Origin of the sequence: uncultured Clostridium sp. (genome assembly GCF_963527835.1) — a bacterium.
Taxonomy (GTDB): Bacteria; Bacillota; Clostridia; order Clostridiales; family Clostridiaceae; genus Clostridium.
The window spans coordinates 1-21,585 of the sequence record NZ_CAURTC010000051.1 but is presented as its reverse complement, the minus strand read 5'-3'; the positions used below and the strand labels follow the sequence as shown (position 1 = coordinate 21,585).

Below are 21,585 nucleotides of genomic sequence, written 5' to 3'. Positions count from 1 at the left end.
TCCGACCTTAGTGTAACTAAGATAAATTTAGAGGTACTTAGAATTTCAGTACCTCTATTTGTTGTATCTAAAATTATATTAAAAATAAATTAATTTGCTATGGCTGAATAGTTACTTAAATTATATAATATGTTATAATTGGTAAATAAGTAATTGCTTATGTTAGGATTATTATTTATGGTGATAGCAGGTCTGTCCATAAGAGTTAGTTGGATGATATCTAATAATATTTATTTTGAATATAAATTAGAAGGAGCTATGCTAATGAAAATGATATTTTTATGCTTGATGGTGGGAAATTGTGCTTGCGGGGTATCTTCTCAACTTTAAGAGACGGAATATTATTACTATAATATAAATCTTTTGATATAAGGTTAAGCATAGTTAGGGGTAATTCCCCTACCGCACCACCAAATAAAATAATAGAAAGTTAACGTGGATTTAAATTATAACTACAGAATGTATTTCTGTAGTTTATTTTTAATAAGAGAGAGGTATATAAAGTGTTTACTTATGAATTACCATTTGATAATAAAAAATTTTTTAATATTATATGTAGAAAATTACAAAGGCAAAATAGAGCTGACATTTTAAAATTATTAGAAGATGCTTATATTTGTATAGATGATTTAGGAACATCATATTATGTTGATAGAGCAGGGAGATGGGATGCAAAAGGAATAAGAATAAAGTTTTATGTTAAAGAAGATAATTTACCATTTCTAGATAATAAGCAAATAGAAAAGATTTTATTTGATATTTGTGATAGTACAATTCCAGCTGAAGTTGGATATGATATAAAATCGATATGCTTTGAGGAAGATTATTATGAGGATTCTAAGGAGAACGAAGAATTACATAATAATATAAGTGAAGAAAGCTTTGAAGTATTAGCGAATTCAATTAAACTATCTATAGAGGATGGACAACCAGCATTAGCGTTAGATAGATTACATACTTATATGATTAAGTATGTTAGAAGGCTTTGTGATAAACACAATATTGTTTATGAAAGAGATGAGCCATTAAACTCTTGTTATGGGAAATATGTTAAATTTATTATTGCAGAAGGTAAAATTGAAAGTGAAATGAGTAAGGCTATTTTAAAGACAGCAATTTCTATATTAGATAAGTTTAATTATGTGCGAAATAATAAAAGCTATGCTCATGATAATGATGTTTTAAATAAAGATGAAAGTATGTTTATCTATAAAAGTGTAGTTAATATAGTTGATTTTATAGAAATAGTTGATAATAAATTTAATTATGATTTTAGAATTTAATAAATAATATTTAGAACTGGGGGCAAATAAAAATGAAAAAATCTATTTTAGGAGAATATGATTTTAGTAATGTTACAGCTATTAATTTTATGGACAATGGTGAAGAAGAAATTAATGCAACAATACTACATGAAACAATTCATATGTTATTAACTAAGCAAACAGTATGGGGAATGTTTTGCTATCTAATAAGAAAAGTTGTAATATATGATAACAATTATAAACATATGCTTGATGAGTTTTGTACACATTCAAGAAAAGTACAAGAAGCAGCTGCTGTTTTTGCCGAATGTATATATATAATAAGAAACAAAGGTTATAAATGCTATTTTGATTATCTACAATACTTAAAGAAGAACAATAAAGAGTATTATAAATATATATATCCACTTATAAAATTCTTAAAATATTTAGAGCCTGAAAGTTCAGTACATATAAATATAGACGAGTTATATTTCCTAATAATTACATTAGCTAAAATTTCATTAAATGCAAATATCACAGAGATAGATATTGAAGTGTTTAAGCAAAAAAAGAAATTTAAAAAGTTTATTTCTGATATAGAGAATGTAGAAAAATACATTCCTAATAAAAGATTAAATAAGTTATTAAATAAGTATTATAATATTATTGATAAAAGAGGAGCATTAAATTTGGAAGTTTTAGAGCTTGAGTTAAAGCAAGATATGGGAGATAATTATTTTATTAATGATGATATAATGTATAAGATAAAAGAATATTTAAAGCAAATATATAAAAATTCACATAGAATAAATGAGATATCCACATATTTTGACACTGTTAAGCTTATAGAAATAGATATTAAGGATTTGCCTAATTATAGCTTTCCACATTCATTTAGTACATTTTCTTCAGATACATCTAATGATGATGAAATTTTTAATTGTTGTAGGGAACGTTTGGGAATATTATTTTATTTGGGAAATATGTGCGACATAGATTTGTTTGATAGTAGGTTGTTATATATACCTAAAGAATCTATGGAAATAATGAAGAGTAAGTTAGGTGAAAAAAGCTATGTTACATCATATTTTGATTGTATGAAGAAGAAGATACTTTTTTTGAATACAGATGAGTTACAAACTAGACAATTGATAGAAGTTTCTGAATCACCTATAGTAGTGAATTATATGGCATATGATATTGAAAGAGATGATATTAAGGGATTTGATACAAATAATAAAGAAATGTATATATACTGCGATAGGACATATCCTCATAGCAAGGATTTAATTAATAGTATTGCAAGAGAAAAATGTAAAGTGAGAATAATAGAATATAAGAATATGTATCTATTAGTTGTAAAGGTTAGTGAAAAAACAAAATTTATTTTACCATTTATGGGGATAGCCTATTCACAAGTAAGAAGTGATATAGTTAATTCAGTATTGAATGTAGAGCTTTCTGATAATCCTGATGGAGTAACAGAAACAGATGATTATATATTGAAAACTCCTGAAAGTATACAGGTATATGATTTGATAGTTAATTGTTTATTTCAATTGGAATAAAGATTTATAAATCACACTACATCTTAATTAATATATTTGTGCTACACACAACACTCAGCACATGTGAAGACGGTAGTAAAGATGTCAAAAAAAGATAAATAAAAGTGCTTGAAGCACTGATAAATAAGGGTTTCTGAGAGTGAAAGTGTAATTGCTAGTTTTACAGCAAGGATTTTTGGTTTCGGAGACTCTTGTTTTTATTTTATGAGGTAACATATAAATGCGGAAGAACCATTCATAGGTTGACATTTATAACTGTAATATAAAGTAAGAAAGGTGATATAGTTTTTGGGCAACATTTGATTTAATAGAATCCAATACAGTTGCTATTAAAGGTCCTCCATTTGTATAAATTTTTACTCAAGATGGACATTATATGTCTGTATTATTGGAGTATATTTTAAACATAGAAATTTGGAGGAATTGATAAAATGGACATGTTAAATCGAGAAGTTAATTATGTATATGAGATAAAGTATAGTAAAGAAAGTACAAATAAAAAGAATAGATGTTTAGTTAAGAGCAGAATAAAGCCGAAAGATATATGTGATTTAATATTATACATTCAATATAAATATAAGAGTATTATTCCACAGTCAGATTTAACAGAATATGAGGTTAAAGAAGTACTAGTAAACTGTTATGAAGCAGAATGTATTAACAATTTAAATGCTGATGAGATTATATATTTGCAAGATAATTTTAAAAGGTTATGTAATAATGATAAAGGACAGAAAATAATTGATAATATTTCAAGGTATGAAGTTAAGGGTTTGATAGGAGAATTAAAAAAAATAGTTTATTTAGCAATAGAAATGTGGAGATGATTAAAATCACTAAAAATATTCTAAACTATATACAAAAATTAATATTTCAAGTAAAATATTGCTGGGTGAGTGATAAATATGGTGATTAAAGAAGAAAATGATAAAAATATGGGTGAGGACCAGATACCAAGTGAAAGGTTGGCTATATATAGAATTCTTGATCTATATAATTTAATTAATAAAGAAAATCAATTTGATAAAGCAGCATTTGTAAAATATTCTGGTACAAGTGAGAGAACTGTTAGAAGAGATATTAAATGTTTAAATGACTATTTTAAATGTAACTATGAAAATGAGGGTTCTAATGGTGTGTATAGAGAAATAAGCTACTGTCGTAAAGATAATGTATATAAAGTAAATTTGAGAGGAGATTGTGATTTTTCTGAAAGCGATATATATGCTTTTGTGAAGGTAATAATACAGTCAAGAGCATTTACAAGAAAAGAAATAACAAGAATGTTAAATATATTAAGTTCTCAAGTTAAAGACGCATCAGTTGTAAAAGAGATAATTGCTAAAGAAGAACTTTATTATGTTGAACCACAGCACAAGAAAGATATAATTGATTTGCTTTGGATTATACGAAAGAGTATTGAAAGAGGTAAACAAGTTGAATTTGATTATAAAAGAGCTGATGGAAGGCAGAAACATCATGTAGTAAACCCAATAGCAGTAGTTTTTAATGAATATTACTTTTATTTAGTTTCTGAAATTGAAAAAGGAAGCAGTAAATTTGAAATACCATTTAGAGTTGATAGAATTGAAAATTACATAGAAACTAATAAACATTCAACATAATCCAAATTATAAAAGCATCTAAAATTTCAGATAAAATACAAATTTAGTACATAAGCGCTAAGAATACTAGTAAAGTTCTTCAAGGCGTTTTTTTATTGCCAAAATATTGATTGAAAGGAGCAATTCATATGAATGTGGACCAAAAAGAAAAAATAAGAGAATTGAGATTAAAAGATATGGGATATAAGGCTATTGCTAGTATTATAGGATTATCAAGAGATTCTGTAAGAGGGTTCTGTAGAAGAAATGGTATTTTTAGATTATTAATGCAAGTTATGTCATCTTAATAATCTAAATATTTTTTTGATATGACTATGTTATTAATTTAACAATAAATATAAAAATAAGGGTATTAAGGAAAAAATTACTTTAAATCAATGATGTAAAAATTGATTTAAGGACTTATATATATATATATAACTTTTTATAATAGAGAAAATTACCAATGTAAACATTTACTGTTAAATTATTAACAATTGTTTACAAGCAGTATTTGAGGAGATATAATGAAATTATAAATTGGTCCTACCTATTTATGATTGGTATGACAAGTACGTATGAATTTATAGGAGGAAAATTATCTTTGATTATAGGAATATATTAAATCTAGGAAAAGAATATTAATAAACTTGTTAATATCATTAAATTAATGTAAATGGTAAAGGGGAGAAAAAACATGGAAATTATGTTATGTGTAAAACAAGTTCCAGATGACTCTGTTGAAATTCATTTGGATAAGAAAGCTAAAAAACCCAAGTTAAGTGGAGTGAGTTTGGTAGCAAATGCATTTGATACATATGCATTAGAGCTAGGAGTCCGTTTGACTGAAGCACATGGAGGGAAAGTAAGTGTATTAACAGTTGGAGCAGAAGATTCTTTAAACACCTTGAAAAATTGTCTTTCTGTAGGAGCTAAAGAAGCATTTTTTGTAAAAGATGATTTATATGCAGATTTAGACTCCCTTGGAACAGCTCATGTTTTGGCAGATGCTATTAATAAAATTGAAAAGGACAAGGGTAAAAAATTTGATTTAATTCTTTGTGGAAAGGAATCTACAGATGAAATTACTGGTGAGGTTGGAGCAATGCTTGCTGAAAAACTTAAAATGGGTTTTGTAAGTAGTGCAATTGAAATAGGTCTAAAAGATAATGATTTGGAAGTTCATCAAGAAACTGATGAAGGATATAATTTAGTTTCTTTAAAATCACCAGCAGTAGTAACAGTAAGTAAACCAAATTATGATCCACGTTACCCTACGATTAAAACTAAGATGGCAAGTCGTAAGGCAGTAATTCCAACTTACTCAGCAGCAGAAATTGGAGAGGTAAAACAAGCAAAAGTATGTTGCATTCAATATGTTGAACCTTCTAAGAAAGAAGCTGGTATCAAGATTAAAGAGAAAGATGCTGTGCTTGCAGTAAGTGCTGTTATGGAACAAATGAAAAAGGATAAGGCAATCTAAATTAAGGGGGAAAAGGAAAGTATGAAAGCATTATTGTTTATTGAAACAGATGGAGAAAAAGTATTGGGAGGAAGCCTAGAACTTATTAGTGCAGTAAAAGCATTAGAGGTAGAAGGAACAGCTCTTGTAGTAGGTAACAGGGCTTTAGCAGATACAGTAGCAGAGTTTGGAATTCCAGTTATTTTTGCAGATAATGCGGATGGCTGTGATACTTTGACAGAAGTATTAGCAGAAACTGTTAAGGAACAAAATCCAGATATTATTCTATTAGCTAATACAGCACTCGCTAAAAATATTGCACCACGTATTGCTGGACGAATGAGTTTAGGCTGTGTAAGTGATGTAACAGGAATTAGTAAAAGCCATGATAAAGTTATATATACCAGACCAGCTTATGGTGGCACAATTTTGGAACATATTGAAGTAGAAGGCACTGCTATAGTTACAGTTAGAAATGGAAGCTTTCCAAAGCCAGAATCTGCTTCAAATGCAAGTGTTACAGAAAAGAAGGTTGAAATTTCATCTAATGTTATTAAGACAAAAATTGTTGATGTAGTAAAAGAAATTTCTGAATCTGTTAATTTAGAAGAAGCTGAAGTTATTGTTTCTGGTGGACGTGGAATGGGAAATGCAGAAAATTTTAAACTTGTTGAAGAATTAGCACGTGTACTTGGTGGTGTAGTTGGTGCAACAAGACCCGCAATTGAGGAAGGATGGATTTCTCGTGCACATCAAGTTGGACAATCAGGAAAAATTGTAGCACCAAAACTATATATTGCATGTGGTATTTCTGGAGCAACACAACATACATCTGGAATGACAGGTTCAGGTTATATCGTTGCAATTAATAAAGATGAAGAGGCTCCAATATTTGAAGTTTCTAACTTAAGTATTGTTGGTAATGTTGCAGAAATTCTTCCAGTTATGATTGAAGAAATGAAAAAAGCAAAAGCACAGTAAAATTTTTTCTAAGATAAAGGGTTATTTCACTAAAAGCTATTGCAATAACTTAAAAATAAATCTCAATTCACAAGAATATGAAATTAAATATAAAATTTTACACTTGTACACTTAGAGAATTATTAAAAATAAATTAATAATAAACGTAGCATATAAAAAATAATTATATTCGTATATTTTTAAAACAGTATTAATTAGCAAGTGGAGAGATGGATAATTATAATACCATGGTCATACCAATTTGTGAAAGATTATACCACTTAAGAATTAAATAAGGAGGATATGAAATGCTGTTTTTAAAATTCTTAATGGCCATAGCACCAATTATTTGGCTTATAATTGCACTTAGCGGATTAAAAATGCCAGGTTTTAAAGCCTGTTTAATTACACTTGTTCTTACAATGATTTTAGCTATTTTCTTCTGGAATTTGAATGTCATTTATACTATGACAGGAGTATTAGAAGGAATACTAAACGCATTGTGGCCAATTTGTCTAGTTATTGTTGCAGCTTTGTTTACGTATAATTTGGTTCTACGTACAGGCGCAATGGATTCCATTAAAAAAATGTTAGCTGGAGTTTCTAGAGATAAAAGAGTATTAATATTAATTATTGGATGGGGCTTTGGTATTTTCATGGAAGGAATGGCGGGATTCGGTACAGCAGTTGCTATTCCAGCATCAATGCTCGCTGGTCTTGGATTAAATCCAATTTCAGCAGTTCTAGCATGTTTAGTTGCCAATACAGCGCCAACTGCTTTTGGATCAGTTGGAATACCTTTAGTAACACTTTCTGAAATAACGAAAGTTGGAGCTAACTCACTAGCAGCAAACACAGCGATAATTGAAGCGTTTATCCTTTTTATAAGTCCATTTATTATGGTATCCATTGTAGGTGGGGGAATAAAGGCACTTAAAGGGGTATTTGTTGTTACCTTGGTTGCTTCATTATCATTTACAATACCTGCTTATATTACAGCAACAGTACTTGGACCAGAATTACCAAATATAGTAGGATCTATTTGTTGCATGATATGTACAGTTGCTTCAGCAAAAATATTTAATAAAAATCCTCAAGAAGAATATTGTATTCAAGTTAATGAAAAACAAGAAGAAACAACTTTATCATTTAGTAATGCAGTAAAAGCTTGGTGCCCATTTATTCTAATATTTTTAATGTTAATGTTTACTTCAACATTATGCCCACCAATTTATGATGCAATTGCAGGATTTAAAACTAGTGTAATTGTATATGCAGGTAAAGGAGGAAACACTTTAACCTTTAGTTGGATTAATACACCGGGTGTAATTATCTTTATTGCGGCCATTATTGGAGGGTTTACACAAGGTGCAAAAGTGCCAATGATGTTTGAGGTATTAAAAGGTACATTAAAAGCAAACTGGAAAACGATTGTAACAATTTGTGCAGTTATGTCAACCGCAAAAGTAATGAGCTATAGTGGAATGATTTCAGATATTGCAAGTTTTTTAGTTGTAGTTACAGGAGGAGCATATCCATTAATTTCACCATTAATAGGATCTATTGGAGGCTTTGTCACAGGCTCAGGTACATCTACAAGTGTTTTATTTGGAGGATTACAAGTACAAACAGCACAAAAACTCGGACTTTCAGCAGCATGGATGGGTGCAGCCAATACACTTGGAGCAGGTATAGGAAAGATGATTTGTCCTCAAAGTATTGCAATTGGCGCAAGTGCAATAGGCAAATCTGGTTCGGAAAGTAAAATTTTAAGAAGTGTATTTAAATATTATATATGCTATATAACTATTAGTGGAATCCTATGTTTTATAGGTACACGTTTATTTAGTTAAGAGATAATAAGTAAGATATAAGTAGTATTTAGAGATAAAAGATAAGAAATAAGTAGTATAAAAATATAAGGGATGAAAGATCTCAGGTAAAAGTTTAGGAAATAATTTAAATTTGGCACTAAATAAATTAGAAAGGAAATGATTATTATGGCAGAGTATAATCAATTAACAGAAGAATTAATCATGAAATTACAGGAGGCAGCTCCAGGGCATATTTTAACAGGTGAAGATATAAATGAAGATTATAGTCACGATGAAATGCCTATCTATGGAAAAGCAGCTCCACAAGTTGTATTTATGGCACATTCTACTGAAGAAGTTTCAAAGGTAGTAAAAATATGTGATGAAAATAAAATACCAGTAACTCCAAGAGGGGCAGGAACGGGGCTTGTAGGTGGAGCAGTTCCACTACTCGGAGGAGTTTTAATTGATATTACAAAGATGAATAAAATACTTTCTTATGACTTAGAGAATTTTATTGTACGTGTAGAGGCTGGTGTTTTATTAAACGATCTTGCAGAGGACTGTTTAAAAAAAGGATTATTATATGCTCCAGACCCAGGTGAAAAATTCGCTTGCCTAGGTGGAAATGTTGCAACTAATGCTGGTGGAATGAGAGCTGTAAAATACGGTGCAACACGTGATTATGTACGTGCGATGAAGGTTGTACTTCCAACCGGTGAAGTAACAGACTTTGGAGCTACAGTATCGAAAACAAGTTCAGGTTATAGTCTTTTGAATTTAATGATTGGTTCAGAAGGTACCCTTGGAATTATTACTGAACTTACACTTAAAATCATGCCAGCACCAAAGGTAGTTGCAAGTTTAATTATACCTTTTGAAAATTTAGATGATTGTATTGCTACTGTTCCTAAATTTAAAATGGAACACATGAATCCGCAAGCTATAGAATTTATGGAAAGAGAAATCGTTTTATCTAGTGAAAGATATATTGGAAAAAGCGTATTCCCACAAGTAATTGATGGAGTAACTGCAAATGCTTATTTACTTGTAACTGTTGATGCAGGTAATGAAGATGAGTTAAATAATCTTATAGAACAAGCTAGTGAAATAGTATTAGAATCAGGAGCAATTGATGTGCTTGTAGCTGATACACCAGCAAAAATTAAGGATGCGTGGGCTGCACGTTCTAGTTTCCTTGAAGCCATTATGGCAGAAACAAAATTATTAGATGAATGTGATGTTGTAGTTCCAGTAAATAAAATTGCTTCTTATCTTGCATTTGTAAATAAAACTGGTGAAGAGTGTGGAATAACTATTAAAAGCTTTGGACATGCAGGAGATGGAAATCTTCACATATACCAATGCAGTAATGATTTAGAAGAAGGAGAGTTTAAAACAAGAGTTGATAAATTCTTTAAGATTATTTACGAGGAAGCAATAAAATGTGGAGGCCTTGTTTCAGGAGAACATGGAATTGGTAGTGGAAAGGTTAGCTATTTAAGAGATAGCATTGGAGAAGTAAATATGGAATTAATGAAAGGTATTAAAAAAGTCTTTGATCCAAATTCCATTATGAATCCAGGTAAAGTATGTAGCCAAATAGAAGGTTTAAGTTCATAATAAAAAAGTTTATATATATAAATATCTCATAAAAGTAAAAAAAGAAAAATAAGCGTATCCTACAAAAAGTAAAAAGGAAAAGATGTTCCACAAAACAAGAAAAGGAATTAAGAAAAAACAATTAATATCCCACAAATTATAAAAAGGAAAAAAGGAAGGCAGGAGATTAATATGAATTTTAGACAAGATGAAACCCATGAACAATTACAAGAAATGTATCGCGAGTTTGCAGAAAATGAGGTAAAACCAATCGCAAAAGAAATTGATGAAAGCATGCGTTTTCCAGAAGAGAATGTAGCAAAAATGGCTGAAATGGGCTTACTTGGAATTCCATTTTCTGAAGAATACGGCGGAGCTGGAATGGACACATTAAGTTATGTACAATGTGTAGAAGAATTATCTAAATGTTGCGCGACAACAGGTGTTATTGTTTCAGCACATACAAGTCTTTGTGCAACTCCAATTCATACTTTTGGTACAGAAGAGCAAAAAGTAAAATATTTAAAACCACTTGCTTCAGGTGAAAAATTAGGTGCATTTGGATTAACAGAACCTGTTGCTGGAACTGATGCCTCTATGCAAAAAACAACAGCAGTACTTGAAGGAGACCATTATGTATTAAATGGAAGCAAGATTTTCATTACAAATGCAGGATATGCAGAGATATATATTGTTTTTGCTATGACAGATAAGAGCAAGGGAACAAAGGGTATTTCAGCATTTATCGTTGAAAAAGATTTCCCAGGTTTTTCTGTTGGAACTCATGAATTAAAGATGGGAATTCGTGCATCTTCTACATGTGAATTATTCTTTGATAACTGCATAGTTCCAAAGGAAAATCTTTTAGGAGAAGAAGGTAAAGGATTTGGAATTGCAATGGCGACTCTTGATGGAGGACGTATTGGTATTGCAGCACAAGCTCTTGGTATTGCAGAAGGTGCAATAGAAGAAACAGTAAAATATGTTAAAGAGCGTGTTCAATTTGGAAAATCAATTTCACAATTCCAAAATACTCAATTTGAACTTGCACAAATGCGTGCAAGTACAGAAGCTGCAAAACTTTTAGTATATCAAGCAGCATGTGCAAAAGATGATCATGAAAAATATACACATTTAGCTGCTATGGCAAAATTGGTTGCTTCTAGAAATGCTACTGATGTAACAAATCGTTGCCTGCAATTATTTGGTGGCTATGGATATTCAAGTGATTATCCAATTGAAAGAATGATGCGTGATGCTAAGATAACAGAAATCTATGAAGGAACATCAGAAGTTCAAATGATGGTGATTTCAGGATGGATGCTTAGATAAGCCACATTTTAAGAACTAATAAATTTGCTCTTTAGTTAAACACATTTAAATAAACTATGAAAATAACAAGTTCAACTATATATTATAGGGAACTTGTTATTTTTTATGTCTTTAATTGGATGGAGTGCTTTTTTATTCTTTAAGAATTTATAATACATTAAATATTAATGAAGGTAAGAAAAGAAAGATTTCAAAGTACAAGTTGTTTAGTTTAATATAAATATAAAAAATCTAAGATCCTAAAGTAGAAAATCTTTCAAAGAATTTTCTACTTTAGGATCTTAGATTTATGTGATTTTTTAATAAAAATTGTGATTTTATTAAGAATAATTTTATCTGCTTTTGTTTGATAAGAGGTAAGCGTCAAAGAATTAACGCCTAGATATAGCTAAATCCCTTTTCTAACGTTCTAAGTAAAAAAATATAAGATTTAAAGTAACTTAATCAGCTTTTCCAACTCTTCAGATAAATCTTTTGCAGTGGTAAAATCATTATCTTTTAAAGCTAATTCTATTTTTATTTCAACTAATTTTTTATTTTGTTCAATTTCTAAATAATCTTTTCCAAAATAATTAGCATAAACCATTTTTTTGAAAGTCTTCATATTCATTCTTCTTATGTTCTTATCCTCAACAATTAAAACATAATCCATACAGTTTACTATAGAATAGAAATCGTGAGAAACCATTAGAATAGCACCATTATAGTTTTTTATGGCTTTTTCGAATGCTATTTGTGAATATGTATCTAAATGACTTGTAGGCTCATCAAGAAGCAACAAGTTTGCATTACTAGCAGAAATTTTAGCTAATTGAAGCATATTTTTTTCTCCACCAGATAAAGACTCTATCTTTTGATTAAGTATTTCTTCTTCAAAACCATATTCAAAAATATGTGATTTAATGTCTTCATAAGTTTCAAAACCAGCATCCAAGAACTCTTCAAGTATGGTATTAGAATCATTTAGTGTTTTGCCTTGAATCTGAGATAAATAAGCCATTTGAGCTTGTTCATTTACCACAATAGAATCATTATTATTTTTAAATATTTCTTTAAGTAAAGTAGTTTTTCCAGTACCATTTGAACCGACAATAGCGACTTTATCAGTAGATTTAATCTCAAAGTTAACATTTTCTAAAAGTATATCATCAAAGGCAACACCGTAATTATTAACTTTTAAAGCAATAGTTTCTTCAAGTTTATTATAGGTATTTAAATTGATATCTGGTTCTTTAATAGCTATAAATGGAGCTTTAATTCTACGTTCTTCTAATCTTTCTTGAATTTTAACTCTAGCCCTTAAGGTTTTTCCTCTGAATTGTTCAGCATTTTCAGTTGCAAGTTCTCGGAGTCTTTCTATTAATATATCATTTCTTTCAATTTCTGCAGTATCATCAGCAGCCAGTTCTTGTAATTCAATTTTAGTTTGAAGTAATGAGAAGTTATAATCAATATAGCTTCCATCAAACTCTTGTATCTCCATGTTTTCAAGATGAAGAATTTTGTTGAAACAATTATTTAATAGATATCTATTGTGCGTAATAATTAACAATGTTCCTTTGTGTGAATTAATTAGATTTTTAAGAGAATTAAGGTTTCCAAAGTCTAAAAACACATCGGGTTCATCCATAATCATTAAGTCAGGACTATTTAGCATTGCTTTAATTACTTGGATAAGCTTGAATTCTCCACCACTAAGTTCAGATATCATTAAATCTTTATAATTGATTAAGTTTGTAAGATTAAGTTTCTTATTAATAATGTTTTCAAAATCATCGCCATTAATTGCATCAAATGCGTCTAAAGCTTGTTGATACTTTTCTAGTAAAGTATCAATATCTGAAGATGTCTCCATTTCAGTACAAATAGATGTGATTTCATTTTGTAGTTTAATAAAATCTTCTGCTATATATTCGAAAACTGTAATTTCTTTTATTTTATCTAGTTGTGAGAATTGACTTACATACCCAATTCTACAATTTGGAGATATTTCTAATGTACCATCAAACATATATTCTTCTGGATCCATAAGTATATCTATAAGTGTACTTTTTCCACTGCCATTTGTTCCTATAAAAGCACAATGCTCACCATCTTCTAATGTAAATGAAATGTTATTATATAAATCCTTTTGGGGAAATGAGTAGGATAAGTTATCAACTTTTATCATATTATTACCTCTCTTTATAACTTAAAAAAGAGCTTATAAAAATAAGCGCTTTAATATATTCTTAGCAATTGAAATTTTACACTTGATTTTTATGTAGTAAAGACATTTTACTAAGTTTAACATTGACAGCATAACACTTTTTTCGACTAAGTTCAATCATTTCATATAATAAACAAAAACTGTCCTAGTATTTTAATACATTAAGTATAGTAGTCTATTTTTGTGCACACACTTTAGTGGGATTTTCGCTAAGGGAGGGCATTTTTACGCAAAAAGGGTTTTATGAGAAAACATTTATAATATGATGTTTGGATTTTATAAATAGGATATAATTAAGATAAGATTACGAATAGGAGTGATTAATATGAAGTATAGTGAGGCAAGGCAAGTATATAAAAATAAGTGGATATGAGTAAGAATAAATGGTTGACTTAAAGTTTTTATAAAAGGTCTATTTTGCAATTAAAGTAATTATTATTAAGATAAATTTAAAAAAATCTTAATAATATATTGCATAATAAGAAAAAAAGTGCTATTATGTAAACGTAGTCAAAAAAGAATATTTTAGTAAGAGTTCTTAAGTAGATTACAATAAAATATAAATATTTAGCGTGTTACTGATTCGATCAGGCATAAGCGTAGGGAAATAAAAAATGCAATAGAGTAAATGTAATATTGTTTATTGTATCATATGTTTTGTACAGTTTTTTAAGGTATTATGATTTTTTTTATGATTTAATTTAGTGTACAAACAATGTGACCAGATCTGAACATATATTGCTTTATTTTATTTCCAAATGCTTATGTCTTTTTTGTTTTTGTAACAAATAAAAAATAGGAGGTATAAAAATGGTAGGAATTATTCTTGCTAGTCACGGAGAATTTGCTAAAGGCATCATGCAATCTGGTAAAATGATTTTTGGAGAACAAGCAAACGTAAAAGCTGTTACGTTGATGCCTAGTGAAGGACCTGATGATCTTAAAGCAAAAATGAAAGACGCAATTGCATCCTTTGACAATCAAGATGAAGTCTTATTCTTAGTTGATCTTTGGGGCGGTACACCATTCAATCAAGCAAATGGTTTATTTCAAGAACACAAAGATAAATGGGCAATAGTAGCTGGTTTAAATTTACCAATGCTTATTGAAGCTTATGGTGCACGTCTTTCTATGGAATCTGCACAAGAAATTGCATCTTATATCTTAACATCAGCTAAAGAAGGAGTTAAGGTTAAGCCAGAAGAATTAGAACCAGAAGATACTGGCAAGACTATTGAAGCTTCAGCTGAACAATCTAATGCAGGTGCACCAGGATTATTCGAATATGTTTTAGCTCGTATTGATTCTCGTTTACTTCATGGTCAAGTAGCCACTGCTTGGACAAAAACTGTGCAACCTACAAGAATTATTGTAGTTTCAGATGCAGTAGCTAAAGATGAACTTCGTAAGAAATTAATACAACAAGCTGCTCCACCAGGAGTTAAAGCACATGTTGTTCCAGTTGATCATATGATTAAACTTGCAAAAGATGATCAACATTTTGGTGGTCAACGCGCATTACTTCTTTTTGAAAATCCAGAAGATGTACTTAGAGCGGTAGAAGGTGGAGTGCCATTAAAGACAATAAATGTTGGTTCTATGGCTCATTCTATAGGTAAGGTTCAACCAAATAAAGTACTTGCTTTTAATCAAAAAGATATTGATACATTCAATAAGTTAAAACAAGCTGGACTTAATTTTGATGTTCGTAAAGTACCAAATGATTCAAAAGGAAATATGGATGAAATACTTAAAAGAGCACAAGAAGAATTAAAAAAACAAAAATAATTTAATTATTAATAAAAGGAGGATTAGTAATCATGACTTTAAATATACTTCAAATTGTATTAGTCATTATTATAGCATTTCTAGCTGGTGTAGAAGGTATATTGGATGAATTCCAGTTCCATCAACCATTAGTTGCATGTACATTAATTGGATTGGTTACAGGTAATTTATTACCATGCTTAATCTTAGGTGGTACTCTTCAAATGATGGCCTTAGGTTGGGCAAATATAGGTGCAGCAGTAGCACCAGATGCAGCATTAGCATCTGTTGCATCAGCAATCATTTTAGTTCTTGGAGGTCAAACTGGTAAAGAAGGAATTACTGCGGCAATCGCTATTGCTGTTCCTTTAGCAGTTGCAGGACTATTATTAACAATTATTTGTCGTACAATTGCTACAGCATTCGTACATTTTATGGATGCAGCGGCTAAGGACGGAAATATAAGGGCTATTGAAATGTGGCAAATTGCTGCTATTTGTTTACAAGGTATACGTATTGCAATTCCAGCAGCATTAATTTTAATAATTGGTGCTGGTCCAATATCAGGGTTACTTGCAGCTATGCCAGCTTGGTTAACAGATGGTTTAGCAATTGGTGGTGGAATGGTTGTAGCTGTTGGTTACGCAATGGTAATTAATATGATGGCTACAAAAGAAGTTTGGCCATTCTTTGCAATTGGTTTCGTATTAGCAACTATCTCACAAATTACACTTATCGGACTTGGAGCAATAGGTGTAGCTTTAGCTCTTATTTACCTAGCACTTAGCAAACAAGGTGGAGCAGGTAATGGTGGAAGTTCAAATACTGGTGATCCTTTAGGGGATATCATTGATAGATACTAAGAAGGGAGAGGAAACGAAAATGTCAAAACAATTAAAATTAACAAAAAGAGATCGTATTTCTGTTTGGTTCCGTTCATTTTTCCTTCAAGGTTCTTGGAACTATGAAAGAATGCAAAACGGTGGTTGGGCATATGCAATGATTCCAGCAATCAAGAGATTATATAAGACTAAAGAGGAACAATCAGAGGCATTAAAACGTCATTTGGAATTCTTCAACACTCACCCATATGTAGCTTCACCAGTTCTTGGAGTAACATTAGCTTTAGAAGAAGAACGTGCAAATGGTGCACCTGTAGATGATGCAACTATTCAAGGTGTTAAAGTTGGTATGATGGGACCTTTAGCAGGTATCGGAGATCCAGTTTTTTGGTTTACTGTTAGACCAATTTTAGGAGCATTAGGTGCTACTCTTGCTATGAGTGGTAATATACTTGGACCAATAATATTCTTCGTTGCTTGGAATATTATTCGTATGGCATTCATGTGGTATACACAAGAATTTGGTTATAAAGCAGGATCTCGTATTAGTGATGATTTATCAGGTAGCTTGTTACAAGATGTTACAAAGGGAGCATCTATACTAGGTATGTTCATTTTGGGATCATTAGTTAATAGATGGGTATCTGTTAAATTTGCACCAGTAGTATCATCAGTTAAGTTAAGTGAGGGTGCATTTATTGATTGGAGTGCTCTTCCACAAGGAGCAGAAGGTATAAAAACAGCTTTAATGCAACAAGGCGCAGGTATGTCATTAACACCTGAAAAAGTTACAACATTACAAAATAACTTAGATTCATTAATTCCTGGACTTGCAGGATTAATAATTACATTTATTTGTATGTGGTTGCTTAAGAAGAAGGTATCTCCAATTGTTATAATTCTTGGATTATTCGTAATTGGTATTGTATTCCATTTGATTGGTTTAATGTAATATTTTTTGCTTAGCCTAGGCTTTTAGCCTGGGCTTTTGTTAACATATAAAGCAGTTAAAGTAAGAAAAACAATTTTTATAATACTAATGAAACAAATTATTGAAGTATGTGTTTTTTATATATTTTTAAATGATTGATAGAAGTATATAAAGAATATATAATAAAAACAAATGTATATATAAGTAGAAAAGAGGTATTTTAGATGGTTCAATCACTGAATACAAAAGTAGATCTAGTAATTGATGCAACAGCTTTTACTGGACTTGCAGATTATGGTAAAATAATGATAGGCGATAAAGGCTTTGAGTTCTATAATTCTCGTGATTCTCATAAATATATTCAAATCCCTTGGGAAGAAGTTGAATATGTCATTGCATCCGTATTGTTTAAAGGAAAGTGGATTCCACGATATGCAATCCAAACAAAGAAAAATGGTACCTATACTTTTTCTTCTAAAGAAGCAAAAAAAGTGCTTCGTGCTGTTCGAAATTATGTTAATCCAGATCATATGGTTAATTCTTTAAGTTTTTTTGATGTGGTGAAACAAGCAGTTAAATCCATGTTTAAGAAGAGTTGATTAACTAAAGAAATTATAATGTATATAAATATGTGAAAAGTAATTTGATCTTGGATGAGAGTTAATAAAAGTTTCCACTTTAGGAGGAGATTTTAGATCTCAGTTTAGGATAATTAATATAGTTTTTCATTAAAAAAATTAAGGAACTTACTATTTTGTAGTAAGTTTTTTTATTGTTTTTTATTACAAATAAATACAATATATAATAAAAAAGGATAAATAAATTTGTAAAATAAATTTAAAATATAAACTAAGCAGTAGCAAATTGAAATAATATGTAGGTTTACTAAAAGGAATATTTTGTATATACTAAAATTGGTATATACCAATAACGTATAGGGGGTAATGAAATGAGTAAAAAAGCAAAATTAATAACTATTTGTGCAACTATTATGGTTTTAGGGGTAGAAAGTATTAATGCTCCATTTCAAGCAAATGCAGAAACAAATAAAATTAAAGACACATCTATTACTAAAAATATAATAGAAGCAAAAACAAAAGAGGGAATATCTAATTCTGAGAATGAAATTATAAAATTCAATAATGATATAACTACTGGTGCTGCTTGTAATATAGAAAAAATATCGACAACTGAAATAGAGGGAGGTATATCAAATACTACAGGGGTTCCATCACAAGGTACATTAACAAAGGATAAATGGGCTGGAGAATGTGATTATACAATAACTATGAGTTTATGGTATGGAAATAATGCTGATAGCTGGAAACTTTATGAGAATGGAAAGTTAATACATGAAGAAAAACTAGTTAATAATTCTCCATCTCCTCAAACTGCAAAGAAAATATTTATTAATAAACCAAATGGAGAATATACTTATACTGCAGAACTGGTGAATTCATTTGGAACTACTATACTTTCTAGCGCAGTAACACATAAAGTAACTGATAATAATTCACCAATAGATATAGATTTACCAGATAAAGCAAGTGGAACACCAGCAGTAGCTTATAAATTATTATCAGAAGATGAAAAAAATATACAATGGGCAATTGCGATAGCTAATCCAAATAAGAATTATACTTGGGCAGGAAATGATTTTTCAACTTGGGGAGTAAAATTTAACACTTCAGCTAAAATTATTTCTGTTGATAATGCAGCAGATTTTAAACAAGAAGGTAATAATGTTACTATAAATTTGAAACAAGATGAAAGATTAATAGGATTAAATACTACTAAAACATTTATTGTTAAAGCTGAAAAGCAAGGTAATAGTATAGAACCAACTAAATTAGTTGCAAATCAAATTAGAGGAAATGTACCTTATCCTAATTATTCAAAATTACCATCATCTTGGTCAAAAGGAAAAACAGATTTAAAATCTTCAAATCTAATTAGTGATGAAAAAGAATACTATAATTCAAATATAAATCTTAATACAAGTAATAAGCTAATTGCATATAGTCCAAGTAGTCAAACACAAATAACTATGGGATTACCAAACCAAATGTCAGAAGCAATAAATGGAGTAAATGGATTAAAAGTATGGATGCCATCAAAGTATCTTGCAATGGGAATAGCTACAGACCAAGAAATATTTAAATTAAATCCTAATTATATGATTGGTTTATCAATAAAGGAAAACTTCACTTGTGGATTAATACCATTAGAAGCTGGTGACACTAGAAATATTGTAACAGTAGATGGTAAACAATGGAGTTGGCCAATAGAAAAGAAACATCCAGATGGACCATTTCAACAAGAAAAAGGAAACTTTAATGAAGTAAAGAAACAATATATAGATTATTTATCACCTAAGGCGGAACATGAAAACATTGTTACATTAAAAACAGGTGAACCAGATGATTCAAGCTATATATCAGCAGCAATAAGTTCAGGAATTTCAATAACTATGACAAGAGAATTTTTGTATGCAATACCTAAAAATAATTTTGAAGATTTTTTAAAGGAATCTAAAGATCCATGGGCAGAATTTGTACTAATAGATAATGCGTATAATAGAGGGGTCTTTGGACTTTTACAAAAAAATATATTCACAACAGAAAGAGAAAAAGCTATACAATCAACTGATTTAAGTAAAGATTATCAATTAGGAGGATATGCAAGCCATATTGATACTATTAAAACTATAGTAAATGAAATGGATAAAACAAAGGATAATATTTATGATGAAAAACTTACTAAAAGTGATATAGATAAATATTTAGATGAATTAAGAAAATTCTATCAAAATGGTACACCAACAGATGATGAGTGGAATGCTATGACTAATGATGTTCATAAAGCATTTGATGTTTTATCTAAACACTGGGGAGATGATACTATATCATATAGATATGATTTCTTGACTATTTTAAGAGTTGCTAGAGAACACTTACCAGATATAAGCAATCCAGCACCATCAGGAGAATCATGGATTGATCAAGTTAGCAATGCAAACAGATAAAATTTTATTATTCAAATATATAGAGAAAAATAAATCAATTTAAAAGACTTAAGGAGGATAAAATTATGTTAAAAAGATTTAAGAAAATAATATCAGTGTGTACATTATTTTTACTAGCATTTTTTCTTTTACCAATTCAAGGTGTACAAGCATCGTCAGGGTTAGGAAATAGATTACTTGTTGGATATTGGCACAATTTTGATAATGGAACAGGAATTATCAAATTAAAAGATGTATCTACAAAATGGGATGTTATAAATGTGGCATTTGGAGAGACATATGGAGACAGAGCAGTTGTAGAATTTACCCCATGTTATAATGAAACAGAATTTATTTCAGATATAAATTATCTTCATAGTATAGGTAAAAAGGTTGTACTTTCAATTGGCGGACAAAATGGAGTTGTATTATTACAAGATGCTTCATCTAAACAAAAATTTATAAACTCAATTTCATCATTAATAGACAAATATAAATTTGATGGATTAGACATAGATTTAGAAACAGGAATATCATTAAATGGTGGAGATAATGATTTTAAAAATCCAACAACACCTCAAATTGTAAACTTAATATCTAGCATAAAAGAATTATCTAATAAATATGGATCAGATTTTATTATAAGTATGGCACCAGAAACAGCGTATGTACAAGGTGGTATAACAGCTTATGGAAACATATGGGGTGCATATCTTCCCATAATATATGGTGTTAAAGATAAACTGACATATATTCATGTTCAACATTATAATGCAGGTGGAAATCAAGGATTAGATGGAAATAACTATACTCAAGGAACTGCAGATTATGAAGTTGCAATGGCAGAAATGCTACTAAATGGATTCCCTATAGCAGGAAATAAAAATAATATGTTCCCAGCATTAAAAGAAACACAAGTAATGATAGGGTTACCAGCTACTCAAGCAGCAGCTCCAAGTGGTGGATATATAAGTCCAACAGAAATGAAGAAAGCTTTAAATTATATAATAAAAGGAACTTCTTTTGGTGGAAAATACAAATTAGTAAATAGTACTGGATATAATGGTTTCAGAGGCTTAATGTCATGGTCTATAAATTGGGATGCAAAAAATAATTTTGAGTTTTCAAATAGTTATAGAGAATATTTTAATAATATAAAAGATGAATTGTATAATCAAGTGCGACATTAAAAAAAAGCCCATATTTGAACTATATCGTGTAAAATAAAGTTGCGAAACAAATA

General features: G+C 29.7%; 18 protein-coding genes. 17 read left to right on the top strand and 1 reads right to left on the bottom strand.

Features of this window, described 5'->3' with window-relative positions; all coding sequences use genetic code 11:
• Nucleotides 1-159: 159 nt before the first annotated feature.
• From RYM86_RS16970 to RYM86_RS16920, 11 genes are all read left to right on the top strand, one after another.
• Nucleotides 160-330, top strand: a complete 171-nt coding sequence (locus RYM86_RS16970; RefSeq protein ID WP_315081974.1) for a hypothetical protein — start codon at nucleotides 160-162, stop codon at nucleotides 328-330.
• Between the two features lie 173 nt (nucleotides 331-503).
• Nucleotides 504-1,283 (top strand): abortive infection family protein, encoded by a 780-nt coding sequence (locus RYM86_RS16965; RefSeq protein ID WP_315081972.1) that lies wholly within the window; start codon nucleotides 504-506, stop codon nucleotides 1,281-1,283.
• Between the two features lie 32 nt (nucleotides 1,284-1,315).
• On the top strand, nucleotides 1,316-2,815 hold the full coding sequence (locus tag RYM86_RS16960) for a hypothetical protein (protein WP_315081971.1): 1,500 nt from the start codon (nucleotides 1,316-1,318) through the stop codon (nucleotides 2,813-2,815).
• Between the two features lie 431 nt (nucleotides 2,816-3,246).
• Nucleotides 3,247-3,642 (top strand): hypothetical protein, encoded by a 396-nt coding sequence (locus RYM86_RS16955; RefSeq protein ID WP_315081969.1) that lies wholly within the window; start codon nucleotides 3,247-3,249, stop codon nucleotides 3,640-3,642.
• 78 nt (nucleotides 3,643-3,720) lie between these two features.
• On the top strand, nucleotides 3,721-4,440 hold the full coding sequence (locus tag RYM86_RS16950) for a WYL domain-containing protein (protein WP_315081968.1): 720 nt from the start codon (nucleotides 3,721-3,723) through the stop codon (nucleotides 4,438-4,440).
• A gap of 128 nt (nucleotides 4,441-4,568) precedes the next feature.
• Nucleotides 4,569-4,727, top strand: coding sequence for a hypothetical protein (locus tag RYM86_RS16945; protein ID WP_315081966.1), 159 nt, complete (start codon nucleotides 4,569-4,571; stop codon nucleotides 4,725-4,727).
• Between the two features lie 389 nt (nucleotides 4,728-5,116).
• A complete protein-coding gene (locus RYM86_RS16940) occupies nucleotides 5,117-5,902 on the top strand; it encodes an electron transfer flavoprotein subunit beta/FixA family protein (RefSeq protein ID WP_315081965.1) in 786 nt (261 codons plus the stop codon).
• Between the two features lie 21 nt (nucleotides 5,903-5,923).
• The gene (locus RYM86_RS16935; protein ID WP_315081964.1) at nucleotides 5,924-6,862 is read left to right on the top strand and encodes an electron transfer flavoprotein subunit alpha/FixB family protein; all 939 of its coding nucleotides are present in this window, start codon (nucleotides 5,924-5,926) and stop codon (nucleotides 6,860-6,862) included.
• 287 nt (nucleotides 6,863-7,149) lie between these two features.
• A complete protein-coding gene (locus RYM86_RS16930; protein ID WP_315081963.1) occupies nucleotides 7,150-8,694 on the top strand; it encodes an L-lactate permease in 1,545 nt (514 codons plus the stop codon).
• Between the two features lie 147 nt (nucleotides 8,695-8,841).
• On the top strand, nucleotides 8,842-10,278 hold the full coding sequence (locus tag RYM86_RS16925; protein WP_315081961.1) for an FAD-binding oxidoreductase: 1,437 nt from the start codon (nucleotides 8,842-8,844) through the stop codon (nucleotides 10,276-10,278).
• 171 nt (nucleotides 10,279-10,449) lie between these two features.
• On the top strand, nucleotides 10,450-11,589 hold the full coding sequence (locus tag RYM86_RS16920) for an acyl-CoA dehydrogenase (protein WP_165415706.1): 1,140 nt from the start codon (nucleotides 10,450-10,452) through the stop codon (nucleotides 11,587-11,589).
• A gap of 430 nt (nucleotides 11,590-12,019) precedes the next feature.
• Here the strand turns inward: RYM86_RS16920 and RYM86_RS16915 are convergent, their stop codons facing one another.
• Complete coding sequence (locus tag RYM86_RS16915) at nucleotides 12,020-13,759, bottom strand: ATP-binding cassette domain-containing protein (protein WP_315081958.1); 1,740 nt, start codon at nucleotides 13,757-13,759, stop codon at nucleotides 12,020-12,022.
• An 849-nt stretch (nucleotides 13,760-14,608) separates the two neighbouring features.
• Here RYM86_RS16915 and RYM86_RS16910 point away from each other — a divergent pair.
• From RYM86_RS16910 to RYM86_RS16885, 6 genes are all read left to right on the top strand, one after another.
• Nucleotides 14,609-15,586 carry a mannose/fructose/sorbose PTS transporter subunit IIA gene (locus RYM86_RS16910; protein WP_315081956.1) on the top strand — a complete coding sequence of 326 codons (978 nt, stop codon included), beginning with the start codon at nucleotides 14,609-14,611 and terminating at the stop codon, nucleotides 15,584-15,586.
• Between the two features lie 32 nt (nucleotides 15,587-15,618).
• Nucleotides 15,619-16,428 carry a PTS mannose/fructose/sorbose transporter subunit IIC gene (locus RYM86_RS16905; protein ID WP_315081954.1) on the top strand — a complete coding sequence of 270 codons (810 nt, stop codon included), beginning with the start codon at nucleotides 15,619-15,621 and terminating at the stop codon, nucleotides 16,426-16,428.
• A gap of 19 nt (nucleotides 16,429-16,447) precedes the next feature.
• On the top strand, nucleotides 16,448-17,359 hold the full coding sequence (locus RYM86_RS16900; protein WP_012422962.1) for a PTS system mannose/fructose/sorbose family transporter subunit IID: 912 nt from the start codon (nucleotides 16,448-16,450) through the stop codon (nucleotides 17,357-17,359).
• Nucleotides 17,360-17,562: 203 nt separating this feature from the next.
• Nucleotides 17,563-17,937 (top strand): DUF956 family protein, encoded by a 375-nt coding sequence (locus RYM86_RS16895; protein ID WP_315081952.1) that lies wholly within the window; start codon nucleotides 17,563-17,565, stop codon nucleotides 17,935-17,937.
• 350 nt (nucleotides 17,938-18,287) lie between these two features.
• Nucleotides 18,288-20,363 (top strand): hypothetical protein, encoded by a 2,076-nt coding sequence (locus RYM86_RS16890; RefSeq protein ID WP_315081951.1) that lies wholly within the window; start codon nucleotides 18,288-18,290, stop codon nucleotides 20,361-20,363.
• A 65-nt stretch (nucleotides 20,364-20,428) separates the two neighbouring features.
• Nucleotides 20,429-21,532, top strand: a complete 1,104-nt coding sequence (locus tag RYM86_RS16885; protein ID WP_315081948.1) for a chitinase — start codon at nucleotides 20,429-20,431, stop codon at nucleotides 21,530-21,532.
• The last annotated feature ends 53 nt before the right edge of the window (nucleotides 21,533-21,585 follow it).

Coding starts and splice junctions, on each gene's coding strand:
- RYM86_RS16935 (WP_315081964.1), top strand. CDS start 5,924: ATGAAAGCATTATTGTTTATTGAAACAGATGGAGAAAAAGTATTGGGA.
- RYM86_RS16970 (WP_315081974.1), top strand. CDS start 160: ATGTTAGGATTATTATTTATGGTGATAGCAGGTCTGTCCATAAGAGTT.
- RYM86_RS16960 (WP_315081971.1), top strand. CDS start 1,316: ATGAAAAAATCTATTTTAGGAGAATATGATTTTAGTAATGTTACAGCT.
- RYM86_RS16900 (WP_012422962.1), top strand. CDS start 16,448: ATGTCAAAACAATTAAAATTAACAAAAAGAGATCGTATTTCTGTTTGG.
- RYM86_RS16885 (WP_315081948.1), top strand. CDS start 20,429: ATGTTAAAAAGATTTAAGAAAATAATATCAGTGTGTACATTATTTTTA.
- RYM86_RS16905 (WP_315081954.1), top strand. CDS start 15,619: ATGACTTTAAATATACTTCAAATTGTATTAGTCATTATTATAGCATTT.
- RYM86_RS16890 (WP_315081951.1), top strand. CDS start 18,288: ATGAGTAAAAAAGCAAAATTAATAACTATTTGTGCAACTATTATGGTT.
- RYM86_RS16920 (WP_165415706.1), top strand. CDS start 10,450: ATGAATTTTAGACAAGATGAAACCCATGAACAATTACAAGAAATGTAT.
- RYM86_RS16940 (WP_315081965.1), top strand. CDS start 5,117: ATGGAAATTATGTTATGTGTAAAACAAGTTCCAGATGACTCTGTTGAA.
- RYM86_RS16950 (WP_315081968.1), top strand. CDS start 3,721: ATGGTGATTAAAGAAGAAAATGATAAAAATATGGGTGAGGACCAGATA.
- RYM86_RS16910 (WP_315081956.1), top strand. CDS start 14,609: ATGGTAGGAATTATTCTTGCTAGTCACGGAGAATTTGCTAAAGGCATC.
- RYM86_RS16945 (WP_315081966.1), top strand. CDS start 4,569: ATGAATGTGGACCAAAAAGAAAAAATAAGAGAATTGAGATTAAAAGAT.
- RYM86_RS16930 (WP_315081963.1), top strand. CDS start 7,150: ATGCTGTTTTTAAAATTCTTAATGGCCATAGCACCAATTATTTGGCTT.
- RYM86_RS16895 (WP_315081952.1), top strand. CDS start 17,563: ATGGTTCAATCACTGAATACAAAAGTAGATCTAGTAATTGATGCAACA.
- RYM86_RS16925 (WP_315081961.1), top strand. CDS start 8,842: ATGGCAGAGTATAATCAATTAACAGAAGAATTAATCATGAAATTACAG.
- RYM86_RS16955 (WP_315081969.1), top strand. CDS start 3,247: ATGGACATGTTAAATCGAGAAGTTAATTATGTATATGAGATAAAGTAT.
- RYM86_RS16915 (WP_315081958.1), bottom strand. CDS start 13,759: ATGATAAAAGTTGATAACTTATCCTACTCATTTCCCCAAAAGGATTTA.